A 16,825-nucleotide genomic window follows, 5' to 3' on the forward strand; every position below is an offset into this window, starting at 1 on the left:
GGGGACGGCCGGGTTGCCGGCCGCCCCCTCGCCTGGCGCGTCGGGGTCGTTCGTGGAGGTCTGCTGGGTCTCGTCAGTCGGGGCCACGGGCCAAGTGTCGCGCACCGGTACGACACACCGCCCCCGCCCCCGCCCTGTCACCGGCCGGTGCGGTCAGCTCCGCCCCGTGGCCGCCCTGTGGCCGCCCGGCGGCCGCCCGGCGGCAACCGTGGCCGCCCCGGGTCAGCGCTTGTCGGCGGGCACGCCGACCGCCGCGCACACGGCCCGCCACACGTCCTTCGCCTCCCAGCCGGCGTCCAGCGCCTCGTGCACGGTCCGGCCGCCCAGCTCGGACATCACATGATCGCGGGCGAACGACTCGGCGTACATCTCGCCGAAGTGGTCCGCCATGCGCTCCCAGAAAATCGTCAACCGCATGCGTCCAGTATCCCGCTCCTGAGAGTGCAGCCCGCGCCCAGCCGCTTGCCGAAAGCCCTTTCCGCCCTACGGTCGAGACATGGGTCCAAATTTGGCTGGAACTCCTCTCGCGCGGGCCGGGCACTTCATCTGGCTGACCGCCCGTGTACTCGAGCAGCGCCGCTTCGCGTACCACTTCCTGGGCGGCGGTGCCGACGCAGTGGAGGCGGCGCTGACCGCGTACGCCAACGAGGACGGCGGCTACGGACACGCCCTGGAGCCGGATGTGCGGGGCCCCGTCAGCCAGCCGCTGCACACCGCGCACGCGCTGCGCGTCCTGGACTCCATCGGCCGGTGCGGCGGGCTCCGCGTGGAGCGCGTCTGCCGCTATCTGACCGGGGTGTCCACGCACGACGGCGCCCTGCCCGCGATCCACCCGTCCGTACGGGGCTACCCGGTCGCGCCGTTCGTCCCGGTCGTCGACGACCCGCCGAGCGACCTGCTGGCCACCGGCCCGGTGGTGGGGCTGCTCCACCGCAACCAGGTGTGGCACGCGTGGCTGTTCCGCGCCACGGACTTCTGCTGGGCCGCCGTGGACGCGATCGGGGCGTCGCAGACCTCCCACCCGTACGAGATCGAGGCCGCCGTCGCCTTCCTGGACGGCGTACCGGACCGCACGCGCGCGGAGGCGGCCGCGGACCGGCTGGGCCGCCTGGTGCGTGAACAGCGGCTGGCGGTGCTGGAGCCGGAGAAGGCCGACCAGTACCCGCTGGCCCCGGGGTACGCGCCGGGCGAATACCACTTCCCGCACGACTACGCGCGCGTGCCGGACTCCTTGGCCCGGCGCTGGTTCACGGACGAAGAGATGGAGCGTTCGCTGGACCATCTCGCCGCCGAACAGGGCGAGGACGGCGGCTGGCCGGTCAACTGGCGCCAATGGGCTCCGGGCACGGCTCTTGAGGCCCGCCCGATCGTGACCATCGAGGCCCTGCGCACCCTCCGCGCCCACGGCCGCCCCGTCACCTGACCGCGTACGGCTCCGAACCCGGCCCACCGGCACCACCCCGCGACGCCCACCCGCACGGGACCACCCGGCGGCCCCCCTCAAGCCCCGCACCGCACCGCACCGCCCCGCGCAGCCCGGCCCCGTACAGTCCCGCACGGCCCCGTCGATCCCCCCCGTACGGGCCCAGGCGGCCCCGTCACCCGCCGAGGGCCCGTACCGCCGCCGCCACCGCCACCGCCGCGCCCACGACGACGAGGAACGGCGCCCGCAGCACCAGGGCGACCGCCGCGGCCGCGACGCCCGCACCGCGCGCGTCGACGACCAGGGCGCCGTTCGCGCTGAACGTCTGCTGGGCGGTCAGCGCGGCCAGCAGCGCGACCGGCAGCAGACCGGCGAGCCGCTGCACGAGCGGCCGCTCCAGCGTGTGGGCGGGCACCAGGAGCCCACCGAGCTTGAGGAGATAGCAGCCGACGGCCGTGAGGCCGATGGCGGTCCAGACGATCGCCGCGTTCATCGCTCCTCGCCCCCTCCAGCCGTGCGCCGCGCCGTCATGCGCCCTCGCGCCCACAGCACGGCGGGCGCGGCGAGGGCGGCGACCAGTACCGGCACACCGGCCGGCAGCACCGGCAGCAGGCCGAGGCCCAGGACGACGGCGAGTCCGGCGACGGCCCGGTCCGTCGTCGTCCGCAGCATCGGGGCGAGCAGGGCCAGGAAGACGGCGGGGCCCGCGGCGTCGAGGCCCCAGGCGTCGGTGTCCCCGACGGCCTCGGCGCCCAGGGCGCCCAGCAGCGTGGTCAGGTTCCACAGCACGTACAGGGTGAGCCCGGTCACCGTGAAGCCGAGGCGCGCGCCGCGCCGCCCGGGCTGGGCCAGCGCGACCGCCGTCGTCTCGTCGATGACCCAGTGCGCGGCCGCCGGGCGGACGGCCCGGGGCAGCCGGAGCAGCTGCGACAGGCGCAGCCCGTAGAAGGCGTTGCGGGTACCGAGGAAGAAGGCGCCCGCGGCGGCCGTGAACGGGTTGCCTCCGGCGGCGAGCGCGCCGACCAGCGCGAACTGTGAGGCGCCGGTGAAGACGAGGAGGCTCAGCGCGCAGGTCTGGAGCAGGTCGAGGCCCGCTCCGACGGCCGTCACGCCGAACGCGAAGCCGGAGAGCCCGACGGCGACACCGACCCCGAGGGAGTCCCGTACGACGGCCGCGTCGGGCTTCACGGCGTCGGGCTTCACGGCGTCGGGCTTCACCGCTTCGGGCTTCACCGCGTCGCGCTTCACCAAGCCGGGCGGTCCGACGTCACCCTGCCGTGCCGATGGGGGAACTGATGCTGTCTGTTCTGCCACGCCGAGGACGCTACGGCCAGTCGGCGCGGCCGGTCTTGTACGTTCTTGCGCGCTCCCGCTGGTACGCACCCGGCGGAACCCCCACGATCCGGGCGAAGTGCCGGTTGAGGTGCGGCTGGTCGGTGAAGCCCACGGCCACGGCCGCCTCGGCGGGTGCCGTCCCTGCCTCCAGGAGGCGGCGGGCGGCACGTACGCGCGCGTTGGTGAGCCAGGTGTGGGGCGGCATCCCGTACGCGGTCTTGAAGGCGCGCAGCAGCGCGAAGGGGCTGGTGCCCAGCTCGTGGGCGAGCTCCTCCAGGGACGGCGGCCCGGCCATGCGTTCCAGCAGCACTTCGCGCGCGGTGGCGGCCGTGCGGGCGCCGGCGGCCGGCGGGGTGCGCGCCGGAACCGTACGGCCGTGGCGAAGCAGCAGCCGGGCGACGACGACGCGCAGGACGCTGTCGGCGGCGAGCGCGTTGCCCTCCTCCGCCGCGCGGTGGACGGCGCGGACCAGCCGTGCCGAGCTCTCGTCCTCCACGATCGTCTCGCCGAACGCGACCGTCCCCCGCAGGGTCGTCTGCTCGTCCGCGATCCGGGCGACCAGCTCCGACGACGGGTAGAGCGTGGCGTACGACCAGCCTTCCGGCGCACCGGCGTGCGCGGCGTGCGGGACCTCGGGGTTGATCATGACGACGGTGCCGGGCCGGGCCTGGATCGTGCCCTCCGGCATGATCACGTCCTCGATACCGCGCCGTACGGCGCCCAGTACGTAGCCCTCGTGGCTGTGGCGGGTGAAGGAGTGGCGTACGTAGCGGGCGCGCAGCAGGTCGAGCCCGGGTACGCCGGGGTACTGCCAGTGCCTGGCCCACTCGTCCGTGCGGCCGCTGTCGGGCTTGGTCGCCATGACTCCATTCTGCGTCCGTCCGCACCGGTGCTGACCTGCGTGTCCGTCGTGTGGACTCCGGTTGTCAGTGGCGGGGTGCACGATGGGGGACATGGCTGGGACCGCACTCGATTCCTTCTCCCCCGCGACCCGCGGCTGGTTCACGGGGGCGTTCACCGCGCCCACGGCCGCCCAGGAGGGGGCATGGCGTGCGATCGGCGCGGGGTCGGACGTGCTGGTGGTGGCGCCGACGGGTTCCGGCAAGACGCTGGCCGCGTTCCTGGCCGCCCTGGACCGGCTGGCGTCGACGCCGCCCCCGGCGGACGCGAAGAAGCGCTGCCGGGTGCTGTATGTGTCGCCGCTGAAGGCCCTGGCCGTGGACGTGGAGCGGAATCTGCGCAGCCCGCTGACCGGCATCCGGCAGGAGGCGATGCGGCTCGGGCTGCCGGAGCCGGAGGTGCGGGTCGGTATCCGCTCGGGTGACACTCCGGCCGCCGAGCGGCGCTCGCTGGCGACGCGGCCGCCGGACATCCTCATCACCACCCCCGAGTCGCTGTTCCTGATGCTGACGTCCGCCACGCGCGACGCGCTCGCGGGCGTGGAGACGGTGATCCTCGACGAGGTGCACGCCGTCGCCGGTACGAAGCGGGGCGCCCATCTCGCCCTGTCCCTGGAGCGGCTGGACGAGCTGCTGCCCCGCCCCGCGCGCCGGATCGGCCTGTCCGCGACGGTCCGGCCGGTGGACGAGGTGGCCCGGTTCCTGTCGCCGCAGCGGAAGGTGGAGGTGGTCCAGCCGCCGTCGGGCAAGGAGTTCGACCTGTCCGTGGTGGTGCCTGTCGAGGACCTGGGCGAGCTGGGGGGCTCGCCGGCGGCCGACGCGGGGGCCGGCGGCCCGGGCGGCATCGCGGGCGAGAAGCCGTCGATCTGGCCCCATGTGGAGGAGCGGATCGCGGACCTGGTGCAGGCGCACCGGTCGACGATCGTGTTCGCCAACTCGCGGCGGCTGGCGGAGCGGCTCTGCAACCGGCTGAACGAGATCTCGTACGAACGCGCCACCGGCGAGACGCTCCCCGAAGACGCCTCCCCGGCGGAGCTGATGGCCCAGTCCGGCGCCACCAAGGGGGCGCCGCCGCTGCTGGCGCGGGCGCACCACGGCTCGGTGTCCAAGGAGCAGCGTGCGCTCGTCGAGGAGGACCTGAAGGCGGGCCGGCTGCCCGCCGTGGTGGCCACGTCCAGCCTGGAGCTGGGCATCGACATGGGCGCCGTGGACCTGGTCGTCCAGGTCGAGTCGCCGCCGTCCGTGGCGTCCGGGCTGCAGCGCGTGGGCCGCGCCGGGCACCAGGTGGGCGCGGTGTCGCGGGGCGTGGTGTTCCCGAAGTACCGGGGCGACCTGGTGCAGGCCGCGGTGGTGACCGAGCGGATGCGGCAGGGCTCCATCGAGTCGCTGCGCGTCCCCGCCAACCCGCTGGACGTGCTGGCTCAGCAGGTGGTCGCCATCGTGTCGCTGGACACCTGGCAGTACGACGACCTGCTGGCTCTGGTGCGGCGGGCGGCGCCGTTCGCGTCGCTTCCGGAGTCGGCGTTCTCGGCGGTCCTGGACATGCTGGCCGGGCGCTATCCGTCGGACGCGTTCGCGGAGCTGCGCCCGCGCGTGGTGTGGGACCGGGTCACCGGGGCGATCACGGGGCGGCCCGGTGCCCAGCGCCTCGCCGTCACGTCGGGCGGCACGATCCCGGACCGCGGCCTGTTCGGGGTGTTCCTGGCGGGCGCCGACCCGAAGAAGGGCGGAGGCCGGGTCGGGGAGCTCGACGAGGAGATGGTCTACGAGTCACGTGTCGGCGACGTGTTCACGCTCGGCACGTCGTCGTGGCGGATCGAGGACATCACGCGCGACCGCGTGCTGGTGTCCCCGGCGCCCGGGGTTCCGGGCCGGCTGCCGTTCTGGAAGGGCGACCAGCTGGGCCGCCCGCTGGAACTGGGCCGCGCGGTGGGGGCGTTCCTGCGCGAGGTCGGTTCACTGGCGCCGGACGACGCGCGGCTGCGGCTCCTCGCCGCAGGGCTGGACGCGTGGGCGGCGGACAACGTCCTGGCGTACCTGGACGAGCAGCGCCGCGCGTGCGGGCACGTGCCGGACGACCGGACGATCCTCGTCGAGCGGTTCCGGGACGAGCTGGGCGACTGGCGCGTGGTGGTGCACTCGCCGTTCGGCGCGCAGGTGCACGCCCCGTGGGCGCTGGCCCTGGGCGCCCGGCTCGCCGAGCGGTACGGCATGGACGCGCAGGTCATGCACGCCGACGACGGCATCGTGCTGCGGCTCCCGGACGCCGACCTGATGGGCCTCGACCTGCTCGACCAGGACCCGGCGGCACCGGGCCTGGAGTACGACAGCGAGCAGGCGCCGATCGGCGCCGCCGACGTCGCCTTCGACAAGGGCGAGGTGGACCGGACCGTCACCGAACAGGTCGGCGGGTCGGCGCTGTTCGCGTCCCGGTTCCGGGAGTGCGCGGCCCGCGCCCTGCTGCTGCCGCGCCGCAGCCCGGGAAAGCGCACGCCGCTGTGGCAGCAGCGCCAGCGCGCCGCGCAACTGCTCCAGGTGGCGAGCGAGTTCGGGTCGTTCCCCATCGTCCTGGAGGCGGTCCGCGAGTGCCTCCAGGACGTGTTCGACGTGCCGGGCCTGCGCGAGCTGATGGGCGACATCGAGTCGCGCCGCGTCCGCCTGGTCGAGGTCACCACGCCGGAGCCGTCGCCGTTCGCCCGCTCGCTGCTGTTCGGGTACGTGGCGCAGTTCCTGTACGAGGGTGACTCACCGCTCGCCGAGCGGCGGGCGGCCGCGCTGTCGCTGGACTCGCGGCTGCTCTCCGAGCTGCTGGGCCAGGCGGAGCTGCGGGAGCTGCTCGACCCGGAGGTGCTGGCGGAGCTGGAGAAAGAACTCCAGTGGCGTACGGAGGACCGGCGGCTCAAGGACCCGGAAGGCATGGCCGACGCGCTGCGCGTCCTGGGCCCGCTCACCGACGCGGAGCTGGCCGAGCGGGGCGCCGACCCGGCGTGGGCGCGGGAGCTGGCGGCCGCCCGCCGGGCGATCCGCGTCCGGGTCGCGGGCGGCGACCACTGGGCGGCCGTCGAGGACGCGGGCCGGCTCCGCGACGCCCTGGGCACGGCCCTGCCGGTCGGCGTCCCGGAGGCGTTCACGGAGCCCGTGAAGGACCCGCTCGGCGACCTCCTGGCGCGCTACGCGCGCACGCACGGCCCGTTCACATCCGCCGAGGCCGCCGCCCGGTTCGGTCTGGGCACGGCTGTCACGGACGGCGCCCTGCACCGCCTCGCGGCAGGCGGCCGCGTCGTCCAGGGCGAGTTCCACCCGTCGGGCATCGGCCAGGAGTGGTGCGACGCGGCGGTGCTGCGCCGGCTGCGGCGCCGCTCGCTGGCCGCCCTGCGCCAGGAGCTGGAGCCGGTCCCGCCGGCCGCGCTCGCCACGTTCCTGCCGCAGTGGCAGCACCTGGGCGGCAGCGGTCTGCGCGGCATCGACGGTCTGGCCCGCGCGATCGAGCAGCTGCAGGGCGCTCCCGTCCCGGCGTCCGCCTTGGAGAAGCTGATCCTGCCGTCCCGCGTCCGCGACTACGGCCCCACGCTCCTCGACGAGCTGACCACCACCGGCGAGGTCCTCTGGGCGGGCGCGGGCGCCCTGCCCGGCAAGGACGGCTGGGTATCGCTCTACCTGGCGGACGCGGCACCCCTGCTGCTGCCCCCGCCGCACCCCCTGGAGCTCACGGCGCTCCACGAATCCATCCTGACGACGCTGTCCGGCGGGTACGGTCTGTTCTTCCGCCAGATCGCCGACCAGGTACGGGCGACCGCGCACCCGGACGCCACGGACCCGCAGCTCGCCGACGCCCTGTGGGACCTGGCCTGGTCCGGGCGGCTCACCAACGACACCCTGGCGCCGCTGCGGGCGCTGCTCGGCTCCGGCCGTACGGCGGGGTCCACCGCGCACCGGGCCAGACGCCCCGTCCCTCGCGGGCGGTACGGCACGCTGACGGCGGCGGCGCGCCCGGCGTCCCGTTCCGGCCCGCCGACCGTGAGCGGCCGCTGGTCCCTGCTCCCGCCCGCCGAGCCCGAGCCGACGCACCGGGCGCACGCGCTGGCCCGCACGCTCCTGGACCGGCACGGCATGGTGACGCGCGGCGCGGTGGCCGCCGAGGGTGTCGAGGGCGGCTTCTCCGCCACGTACCGCGTTCTGTCGGCGTTCGAGGACAGCGGCCAGGCCCGCCGCGGCTATGTCGTCGAGGGCCTGGGCGCCGCCCAGTTCGCGATGGACGGTGCCGTGGACCGGCTCCGCGCGGCGGCGACGGCCCGTGACCGGGCCGAGGGCACGGCCCCGCCGCAGGCCGTCGTCCTCGCCGCCGCCGACCCGGCCAACGCGTACGGCGCGGCGCTGCCCTGGCCTGAGCCGCCGACCGGCGCCGGGCACAAGCCGGGCCGCAAGGCGGGCTCCCTGGTCGTCCTCGTGGACGGCGAGCTGACGCTGTACATGGAGCGGGGCGGCAAGACCCTGCTGTCGTGGCCCCTGGAACCGGACTCCCCCGCCCTCCTGGCGGCCGCCGACGCCCTGGCGGCCGCCGCGCGCGCGGACGCGCTCGGCACGGTCACGGTCGAGCGCATCAACGGCACGGCGGCCCTCACGTCCCCGCTGTCCGGCACCCTGGAGGCCGCCGGCTTCCACGCGACCCCCCGAGGCCTCCGCATACGCGCCTAGGTCGTGTCCGGCGGATCACGCCTGGGCCGCGGGCCCTGGCACGCCCGTCTGCCGCGTTGCAGCCGCACGCACCAGACCCCGCTCACCAACAGCACAAAGAGAAGGCCCCGCGATGCCGGCATGATCCGCCGGACACTCCCTAGCCCGCGACGGCTACCGCCGACCACGCGGCAGCCACCCGACCGCACAGACAGTCCCCACCCCACCCCGCCGTACGCCCCCGGCCGCCCCGCCGCCCGCCCCCGTGAATGCGGGCGCATCATGGACCCATGCCCGAAGGAGACACCGTCTGGCTGACCGCCCACCGTATGCACGGCGCGCTGGCCGGGCACCTCCTCACCCACTGCGACCTGCGCGTCCCGAAGCTCGCCACCGTCGACCTGACCGGCCGGACGGTCCTCGACGTCGCGCCGCGGGGCAAGCACCTGCTCACGCGCGTCGAAGGCGGCCTCACCCTCCACTCGCACCTGCGCATGGACGGCGCCTGGCGGGTGTACGCGGCGGGCGAGCGCTGGCGCGGCGGCCCCGCCCACCAGATCCGCGCCGTCCTGGGCACGGAGACACACACCGCCGTGGGCTACCGGCTCCCCGTCCTCGGCCTCCTCCGCACCACCGACGAACCCACCGTCGTGGGCCACCTCGGCCCCGACCTCCTCGGCCCGGACTGGGACCTGGACGAGGCCGTACGGAGGCTGTGCGCCGACCCGGCGCGCCCGCTGGGCGACGCCCTGCTCGACCAGCGGAACGTGGCGGGCATCGGCAACGTCTACAAGTGCGAGCTGGCCTTCCTGGCCCGCGTCACCCCCTGGCTGCCCGTCGGCGACCTCCCTCCGGGCGTCCCCGAGCGGCTGCTCGCCACGGCCCACCGCCTCCTCGTCGCGAACAAGGACCGGTTCGAGCGCCGCACCACCACGAGCGGCCACCCCGACCGCCCCCTGTACGTCTACGGGCGCGGCAACCGGCCGTGTCACCGCTGCGGCACGCCGATCCGCTGGGACGACCGCCACGAACGGGTCTCCTACTGGTGCCCCCGCTGCCAGAAGGGGCCGGGCCCGGCACCCGAGCCGGGCGGCGGTCCGACACCTTGATATTGCGTCACTTCTTCTCAGACCCCCGCCCCCTGACGGCCCGTACGACGTCCCACACAACACCGCGCAGCGCCTCCGGGAACGAGTCCCGCACCACCGCGACAGCCGCCGGCCACCGTGCCCGCCGCCCGCCCGACAACGCCCGGGCAGCCCCACCAGACCCCGCTCCGAGAACGGGGCCGCCGCCACCCCCGGCGCCGCCCCTCCTCGGCCTCGGCGCTGCGGCAACATGCACGGGCAGCAGGCTGAGCCCCCAGCCGCTCGCCGCCACCGCGCCCTCGACCAGGCCGGTCCGCTCGGGGACGAGCGCCAGGCGCAGCACAGCCCACCACCACAGTCCGCCCAGCACGAGCGCCGACACCAGCGCCGGCAGCGGGACCCGTCGCCTTACCATGGCCGCCTCCTCCGGTCGACGCTAGACCGGCACGATCACCCGGCGGCAGGGCGCACCGGTGCAGCGCCCGGCGCACCCGGCTCCCCACGCCCCGCGGCTCACGTCAGACGTTCTCCGCCTGGAACATCCACGCGTGCTTCTCGAGATCGGCGGTCACATCCATGAGCAGGTCCTGGGTGACCAGGTCGGGCTCGTCGGTCGCCGCGATGCGCTCCCGCATCCGGCCGATGATCTCGCTGAGCGCGTCGATCAGGATCCGCACGGCGTCCCCGTCCTGGATCCAGCCGGTCGGTACGGGCTTGATGGCGGTGGCGGCGGCCACGGTCGCGGCCCTGCCGTCCGGGTTGATGCCGAGGGCCGATGCGCGCTCCGCCACGATGTCGGAGTGCTTCCGGGCGGTGGCCACGACGTCGTCGAGCTGGAGGTGTATCGACCGGAAGCGCGGTCCGACCACGTTCCAGTGGACCTGCTTGGCCACCAGGGCCAGATCCACGAGGTCCACGAGGGCGCCTTGCAGGGCCTCGCCGACCACCTTCAGATCGGCATCGGACAGCGAACTCTTGACGACAGTCATCCGAATCCTCCATTCCGTGCGCACGTCCCACCATGACACACAGCACTGAAATCGGACTTTCGACGCAAAGCGAAAGCCCCGGTCCGGCATCGAGTACCCGACCGGGGCTTCGCCCCAAACGTCGAACCGCGGATCCGGAAGTGGATCCGATTCGGATCAGGCGGCGACGACGTCCACCGCTTCCGCGGGTGCCTTGATCGTCACCCGCTCCGTCGGCACACCCGCCACCGACGTCACGGACACAGAATTGAGCATCGGGCGCACTGGCGCCGGCACCGGCTCACTCGCCGCTGCCGATGCCGCCAGCTCCGCCAGCGACAGCTCGTCGCTCACTTCCCGCATGAGCTCGGACATCCGTACGTCCAGCGCGTCGCAGATCGCGGAGAGCAGCTCGGAGGAAGCCTCCTTCTGCCCCCGCTCCACCTCGGATAGATAGCCGAGAGATACCCGGGCGGACGAGGAGACTTCGCGCAGAGTACGGCCCTGGCGCTGGCGCTGCCGACGCAGCACGTCACCCAGCAGGCGACGGAGCAGAATCATCGGTGGCTCCCTCCTCGGACCGCGTAGCCGCATCCTTCACGCCCCACCGTACCGCCTCGCGCTGCGGCCGTGCGGGGAGCGATGACGTGTTCACTCAGGGCTGTAAACATCAATTCCCCCCGTTCTGTTCCGTATCCTTTGCCCGCGCATTCTCCGAGAGTTCGCCCGCGAGCAGTTCCAGCACGCTCCGTACACTCTCTCTACGGATTTCCGCACGGTCGCCGTTCAACCGCAGTGCGGCCACTTTCCCCGTCGCGGCTGCGCCGCCGGCGGGGCCGCACACGGCCACGAAAACTGTTCCCACCGGCTGTCCGTCCTGTGGTTCCGGCCCCGCGACGCCCGTTGTCGCGATGCCCCACTCGGCGCCGAGGCGCCTCCGCACACCCTCCGCCATCTGCAGCGCCACGTCCGCGTCGACCGCTCCGCGCCGCTCCAGCAGGCTTCCGTCGACACCCAGCAACTCCCGCTTCACGGGCGTCGCGTACGCCGTCACGGACCCGCGGAAGGACCGCGAGGCTCCTGGTACGGACGTCAGCTCCGCGGCGACGAGACCACCCGTCAGGGACTCCGCGACCGCCAGCCACTCGTCACGCTCCGCGAGCAGTCGCAGCACCCGCGCCGCGACGTCCTCCCGCGCCGGTCCACCGGCCGACCGCCGGGCGCCTCCCACCGGCTCCCCCGAACCGTTCACCTGTTCCCCCACCGGGCCCCTTCGCGAACCACCCGAACCGCCCGTACCACCCGTACCGCCCATGTCACCGCGGCGGCTCCGCGGCGGCGTCCGCCTGAGAGCCGGCCCGCTCGGCGGCCAGGCCCTGGCGCCGCAGCACGACGGCCTGCCGGACATAGTCGAGACCCGTGACGACCGTCAGCGCGACGGCCACGGCCATCACCCACCACCGCAGCGTGGCCAGCGGGCCGGTGAGCGCCAGCACGTACATGCCCACGGCCGTGCCCTGGGCCAGCGTCTTCATCTTGCCGCCGCGGCTCGCCGGGATGACGCCGTGGCGGATCACCCAGAAGCGCATCAGCGTGATGCCCAGTTCGCGGAAGAGGATCACGCCGGTCACCCACCACGGCAGGTCGCCGAGCACGGACAGGCAGATCAGCCCGGCCGCCATGATCGCCTTGTCGGCGATCGGGTCGGCGATCTTCCCGAAGTCCGTGACCAGGTTGTACGTACGGGCCAGATGGCCGTCGAAGACGTCGGTGATCATGGCGACGGCGAACGCGGCCCACGCCCAGGCGCGCCATACCGGGTCGTACCCGCCGTCCTGGAGCAGCAGCACCACGAACGCCGGGACCAGGACCAGCCGGATCATGGTCAGGATGTTGGCGATGTTCCACAGGCTCGCCTGGTTGACGGCCGCCGCGCCCAGCTTGCCGCCGGGCGCCCTCCTCCCCGTACCGCCCGCAGCGGACGCCGGGACTCCGGTCATCTGCCCGCCTCCTCGACCACTTCAGCCACCAGGTCGACACCTTCCGTATCCACGACCTTGGCCTTGACCATACGGCCCACGGCGAGACCGGCGCCCGACGTGAAGAGGACCTGGCCGTCCGTCTCCGGCGCCTGGTGCGCCGCCCGGCCGGCCCCGGCGTACTCGTCCTCGTCGAGGGCCTCGTCGCCGTCGGGGGACTCGACGGACTCGACCAGCACCTCCAGGGTCTCTCCGAGCCGCTCCTCCGCGCGCTGGGCGGTCAGCTCATCGGCGATCCGGGACAGGTGTGCCAGGCGCTCGTCGACGACCTCCTGGTCGAGCTTGCGCTCGTAGGTGGCGGCCTCGGTGCCGTCCTCGTCCGAGTATCCGAACACGCCGACGGCGTCCAGGCGCGCGTGCGTGAGGAAGCGTTCGAGCTCCGCGAAGTCCTCCTCGGTCTCGCCGGGGAAGCCCACGATGAAGTTGGAGCGGACTCCGGCCTGCGGGGCCTTGCCGCGGATGGTGTCCAGGAGCTCCAGGAACCGGTCGGTGTCACCGAAGCGCCGCATCGCGCGCAGCACGGCGGGCGCGGAGTGCTGGAAGGACAGGTCGAAGTACGGGGCGACCTTCTCGGTCGACGTCAGGACGTCGATGAGGCCGGGGCGCATCTCGGCCGGCTGGAGGTAGCTGACCCGGATCCGCTCGATGCCGTCGACGGCGGCAAGCTCCGGCAGCAGTGTCTCCAGCAGGCGGATGTCGCCGAGGTCCTTGCCGTACGAGGTGTTGTTCTCGGAGACCAGCATGATCTCCTTCACGCCCTGCTCGGCGAGCCAGCGCGTCTCGCCCAGCACGTCGCTGGGGCGGCGTGAGACGAAGGAGCCGCGGAAGGACGGGATGGCGCAGAAGGAGCAGCGCCGGTCGCAGCCGGACGCGAGCTTCACGGAGGCGACCGGGCTGGTGTCCAGGCGGCGGCGCAGCGGGGCGCGCGGCCCGGAGGCCGGGGCGAGCCCCTCCGGCAGGTCCGCCGGGGCGCTCTCGGTGGCCTCCACGGTCCCCGTCCCCGTGGCCTGCGCGGTCTCCTGGGACGCGCCGTGGCCGGGCAGGGCCACGGACGCGGCGGCCTCCTGGCGCTCCACCGGGCTCAGGGGCAGCAGCTTGCGCCGGTCGCGCGGGGTGTGGGAGGCGTGGATGCCGCCGCTGAGGATGGTCTGGAGCCGGCCGGAGATGTCGGCGTAGTCGTCGAAGCCGAGCACGCCGTCGGCCTCGGGCAGTGCCTCGGCGAGCTCCTTGCCGTACCGCTCGGCCATGCAGCCGACGGCGACGACGGCCTGGGTGCGGCCCTGGTCCTTGAGGTCGTTCGCCTCCAGGAGGGCGTCGACGGAGTCCTTCTTGGCGGCCTCGACGAAGCCACAGGTGTTGACGACGGCGACGTCGGCGTCGGAGGCGTCCTCGACGAGCTCCCAGCCGTCCGCCGCCAGGCGGCCTGCGAGCTCCTCCGAGTCCACCTCGTTACGGGCGCAGCCAAGGGTGACAAGGGCGACGGTACGGCGTTCGGGCATGGGCTCAAGACTACTTTGTCCCGACCGCTCCTCCGGCGCGCAGGTCCGGGGCGGCCCGCGCACCGCTCAGGCCCCGCCCGTACCCCGGTCGGTGCCGGGTACGGGCGGGGCCTGAGACGGACGGCGTACGGGCTGCGAGCCGGCGTACGGGCTGCGGCGGGGCGGCGTACGGGCTGCGGGGCGTCGCGGTGCGACTCAGCCGCGGCCCAGTCGCGGCCCAGTCGCGGCTCAGCCGACCTGCGGGTCGCCCTTCGTGTAGGACAGCCGTTCGACCTGCCCGGGTGCGAACTCGTCCTCGACCTTCTTGCCGTTCACGAACAGCTCGATCGCGCCCGCGTTGCCGAGGATGAGGTCGAGCCGCTCGTCGTCCTGGAACGTCTTGGAGTCGCCCTTCAGGAGCAGCCCGTCGAAGAGCAGCTTGCCGTCCCGGGCCTTGGCGGAGATCCAGCTCTTGTCGTCGATCGCGGTGAGCTTGACCGTGACCTTGTCCTGCGGGACCGCGGCGATCGCGCTCTCCGACGCGACGGGCGGCGACGGCACGGCCGGCTTGGCGGCCTGCGTCGGCTTGGCGCTGGCGGACGGGGCCGGGGCCTCGGCGACGTGCTTCGTACCGGCTCCGCTGTCGTCACGGTTGAACAGCGTGAAGCCGACGAAACCGACGACCGCGACGATCGCGGCCACCATGGCGGCGGTCCAGTTGGGCCGGCGCCGCTCGGGGCGGATGCGCTCCGCTTCGAACAGCGGGGCCGCGGGCGTGGGGGCGGGGCGGCCTCCGTGCTCCGCGTCGTACTGCTCGACCAGTGCGACGGGGTCGAGACCGACGGCCTTGGCGAGCGTCCGCACATGTCCGCGGGCGTACACATCGCCGCCGCACCGCGAGAAGTCGTCCTCCTCGATCCCGTGCACGATGGGCATGCGCACGCGCGTGGAGTTGCTGACCTCTTCGACGGTCAGACCTGCGTCGATGCGGGCTTGACGGAGCGCGCGGCCGATCGAGGGCCGGTCGTCCTCGACGGGTTCGGGAATCGAAGGCCGGTCGTCTTCGGGGGAGTTGCCGATGGACACGAGGGCGCCTTTCGAGCGTGTAGCCACCTGCCGGAGGTCCAGTCTATGGGTGGTGCGAAAGGGTGGAGCAACCGGGCGGACGCCGTTTGTACGCCATCGGAATGGCCGGACGCCCGAGCCGTGTGTTCGACGGGGTGGGACACACATTGTGCGCCCCTTCCTCCAACTTGACGTACGACCGCGGGAAACGGTTGCTCACAGTTCTCTTACGGGTGAGACACGGTCAGGTGCCCGCGGGTTTCACCCCGGCGCGGCGGGGCTTCGAAGGGACGTCAGCCGGCGCTCTCGCCGCGGATCGTCGCCAGTACGCCGTCCAGGTCGTCCGGCTTGACGAGGACGTCGCGGGCCTTGGAGCCCTCGCTCGGTCCGACGATGTTCCGCGACTCCATCAGGTCCATCAGCCGACCCGCCTTGGCGAAGCCGACGCGCAGTTTCCGCTGGAGCATGGACGTGGAGCCGAACTGGGTGGACACGACCAGCTCGGCCGCCTGGCACAGCAGGTCGAGGTCGTCGCCGATATCCTCGTCGATCTCCTTCTTCCGCTTCGTACCGGTCGTGACGTCGTCCCGGAAGACCGGCGCCATCTGCTCCTTGCAGTGCCGAACGACCTCGGCGACCTCCTCCTCCGTGACGAAGGCGCCCTGGAGCCGTACGGGCTTGTTGGCGCCCATCGGCAGGAACAGGCCGTCGCCCTTGCCGATGAGCTTCTCGGCGCCGGCCTGGTCCAGGATGACGCGGCTGTCGGCGAGGGAGGACGTGGCGAAGGCGAGCCGGGACGGCACGTTGGCCTTGATGAGGCCGGTGACGACGTCGACGGACGGCCGCTGCGTGGCCAGGACGAGGTGGATGCCTGCGGCGCGGGCGAGCTGGGTGATGCGGACGATGGCGTCCTCGACGTCCCGCGGCGCGACCATCATCAGGTCGGCCAGCTCGTCCACGATGACCAGCAGGTACGGGTACGGCTGGAGCTCCCGCTCGCTGCCCTCCGGCGTCTTGAGCTTGCCGCTGCGCACGGCGGCGTTGAAGTCGTCGATGTGCCGGTAGCCGAACGCGGCGAGGTCGTCGTAGCGCAGGTCCATCTCCCGCACGACCCACTGGAGGGCCTCGGCGGCCCGCTTGGGGTTGGTGATGATGGGCGTGATGAGGTGCGGGATGCCCTCGTACGCGGTGAGCTCGACCCGCTTGGGGTCGACGAGCACCATCCGCACGTCCTCGGGGGTCGCTCTTATCATCACGGACGTGATCAGGCAGTTGATGCAGGACGACTTGCCGGATCCGGTGGCGCCGGCGACCAGCACGTGCGGCATCGTCGCGAGGTTGGCCATCACATAGCCGCCCTCGACGTCCTTGCCCAGCGCGACGAGCATCGGATGGTCGTCCTCGGCGGCGTCCGCGAGCCGCAGCACGTCGCCGAGCTTGACCATCTCGCGGTCGGTGTTCGGGATCTCGATGCCGACGGCGGACTTGCCGGGGATCGGCGAGATGATCCGGACGTCCGGGCTGGCCACGGCGTACGCGATGTTCTTGGTCAGCGCCGTGATCCGCTCGACCTTCACGGCCGGGCCGAGCTCCACCTCGTAGCGGGTGACCGTCGGGCCGCGCGTGAAGCCGGTGACGTCGGCGTCCACCTTGAACTCGGAGAACACGTTCCGCAGCGAGGCGACGATGGCGTCGTTGGCGGCGCTGCGGGTCTTGCCGGGGCCGCCGCGCTCCAGCAGGTTCAGGGACGGCAGGGCGTACGTGATGTCGCCGGAGAGCTGGAGCTGCTCGGCCCGCGCGGGCAGCGGCTGCGCCTCGTCCCGGGCGGGCGCGGGCTTGGTGAGGTCCGGTACGGA

At 73.5% G+C, this 16,825-nt stretch carries 14 protein-coding genes and 1 pseudogene; 3 read left to right on the forward strand and 12 right to left on the reverse strand.

Going from position 1 to position 16,825, the window contains the following annotated elements; genetic code table 11:
* Positions 1 to 222 precede the first annotated feature (222 nt).
* Positions 223 to 417: a DUF3046 domain-containing protein gene (locus HTZ82_RS05730; RefSeq protein ID WP_175408177.1), complete on the reverse strand. Its 195-nt coding sequence runs from the start codon at positions 415 to 417 to the stop codon at positions 223 to 225.
* 79 nt (positions 418 to 496) lie between these two features.
* On the opposite strand from HTZ82_RS05730, the gene HTZ82_RS05735 reads away from it, so the two are divergent.
* Positions 497 to 1,423 carry a hypothetical protein gene (locus HTZ82_RS05735; RefSeq protein ID WP_175408178.1) on the forward strand — a complete coding sequence of 309 codons (927 nt, stop codon included), beginning with the start codon at positions 497 to 499 and terminating at the stop codon, positions 1,421 to 1,423.
* Positions 1,424 to 1,598: 175 nt separating this feature from the next.
* Here the strand turns inward: HTZ82_RS05735 and HTZ82_RS05740 are convergent, their stop codons facing one another.
* From HTZ82_RS05740 to HTZ82_RS05750, 3 genes are all read right to left on the reverse strand, one after another.
* Positions 1,599 to 1,916: an AzlD domain-containing protein gene (locus tag HTZ82_RS05740; protein WP_175408179.1), complete on the reverse strand. Its 318-nt coding sequence runs from the start codon at positions 1,914 to 1,916 to the stop codon at positions 1,599 to 1,601.
* Entirely contained in the window at positions 1,913 to 2,611 is a 699-nt protein-coding gene (locus HTZ82_RS05745; RefSeq protein ID WP_175408189.1) for an AzlC family ABC transporter permease, read from the reverse strand. The genes HTZ82_RS05740 and HTZ82_RS05745 overlap by 4 nt, the downstream gene beginning before the upstream one ends.
* 136 nt (positions 2,612 to 2,747) lie before the next feature.
* The gene (locus HTZ82_RS05750) at positions 2,748 to 3,620 is read right to left on the reverse strand and encodes an AraC family transcriptional regulator (protein ID WP_175408180.1); all 873 of its coding nucleotides are present in this window, start codon (positions 3,618 to 3,620) and stop codon (positions 2,748 to 2,750) included.
* A 91-nt stretch (positions 3,621 to 3,711) separates the two neighbouring features.
* On the opposite strand from HTZ82_RS05750, the gene HTZ82_RS05755 reads away from it, so the two are divergent.
* Entirely contained in the window at positions 3,712 to 8,352 is a 4,641-nt protein-coding gene (locus tag HTZ82_RS05755) for an ATP-dependent helicase (RefSeq protein WP_175408181.1), read from the forward strand.
* Positions 8,353 to 8,621: 269 nt separating this feature from the next.
* Positions 8,622 to 9,440 (forward strand): Fpg/Nei family DNA glycosylase, encoded by an 819-nt coding sequence (locus HTZ82_RS05760; protein ID WP_175408182.1) that lies wholly within the window; start codon positions 8,622 to 8,624, stop codon positions 9,438 to 9,440.
* Between the two features lie 208 nt (positions 9,441 to 9,648).
* Here HTZ82_RS05760 and HTZ82_RS05765 read toward each other — a convergent pair.
* From HTZ82_RS05765 to HTZ82_RS05800, 8 genes and pseudogenes are all read right to left on the reverse strand, one after another.
* Positions 9,649 to 9,834: pseudogene (locus tag HTZ82_RS05765) on the reverse strand (hypothetical protein); the annotation flags it as partial.
* A gap of 103 nt (positions 9,835 to 9,937) precedes the next feature.
* Complete coding sequence (locus HTZ82_RS05770) at positions 9,938 to 10,408, reverse strand: Dps family protein (protein WP_175408183.1); 471 nt, start codon at positions 10,406 to 10,408, stop codon at positions 9,938 to 9,940.
* A 156-nt stretch (positions 10,409 to 10,564) separates the two neighbouring features.
* Positions 10,565 to 10,948: a helix-turn-helix domain-containing protein gene (locus tag HTZ82_RS05775; RefSeq protein ID WP_175408184.1), complete on the reverse strand. Its 384-nt coding sequence runs from the start codon at positions 10,946 to 10,948 to the stop codon at positions 10,565 to 10,567.
* Positions 10,949 to 11,057: 109 nt separating this feature from the next.
* A complete protein-coding gene (locus tag HTZ82_RS05780) occupies positions 11,058 to 11,618 on the reverse strand; it encodes a CinA family protein (RefSeq protein WP_309235328.1) in 561 nt (186 codons plus the stop codon).
* A gap of 85 nt (positions 11,619 to 11,703) precedes the next feature.
* Positions 11,704 to 12,387: a CDP-diacylglycerol--glycerol-3-phosphate 3-phosphatidyltransferase gene (gene pgsA, locus HTZ82_RS05785; RefSeq protein WP_175408186.1), complete on the reverse strand. Its 684-nt coding sequence runs from the start codon at positions 12,385 to 12,387 to the stop codon at positions 11,704 to 11,706.
* A complete protein-coding gene (gene rimO, locus HTZ82_RS05790; RefSeq protein WP_175408187.1) occupies positions 12,384 to 13,925 on the reverse strand; it encodes a 30S ribosomal protein S12 methylthiotransferase RimO in 1,542 nt (513 codons plus the stop codon). The genes pgsA and rimO overlap by 4 nt, the downstream gene beginning before the upstream one ends.
* Positions 13,926 to 14,153: 228 nt before the next feature.
* Positions 14,154 to 14,990, reverse strand: coding sequence for a helix-turn-helix domain-containing protein (locus HTZ82_RS05795; RefSeq protein WP_175408190.1), 837 nt, complete (start codon positions 14,988 to 14,990; stop codon positions 14,154 to 14,156).
* A gap of 272 nt (positions 14,991 to 15,262) precedes the next feature.
* On the reverse strand, positions 15,263 to 16,825 hold a 1,563-nt coding region (locus HTZ82_RS05800), incomplete at its 5' end, for a DNA translocase FtsK (protein WP_175408188.1).

This window comes from Streptomyces sp. TRM64462 (assembly GCF_013362995.1).
GTDB lineage: Bacteria > Actinomycetota > Actinomycetes > Streptomycetales > Streptomycetaceae > Streptomyces.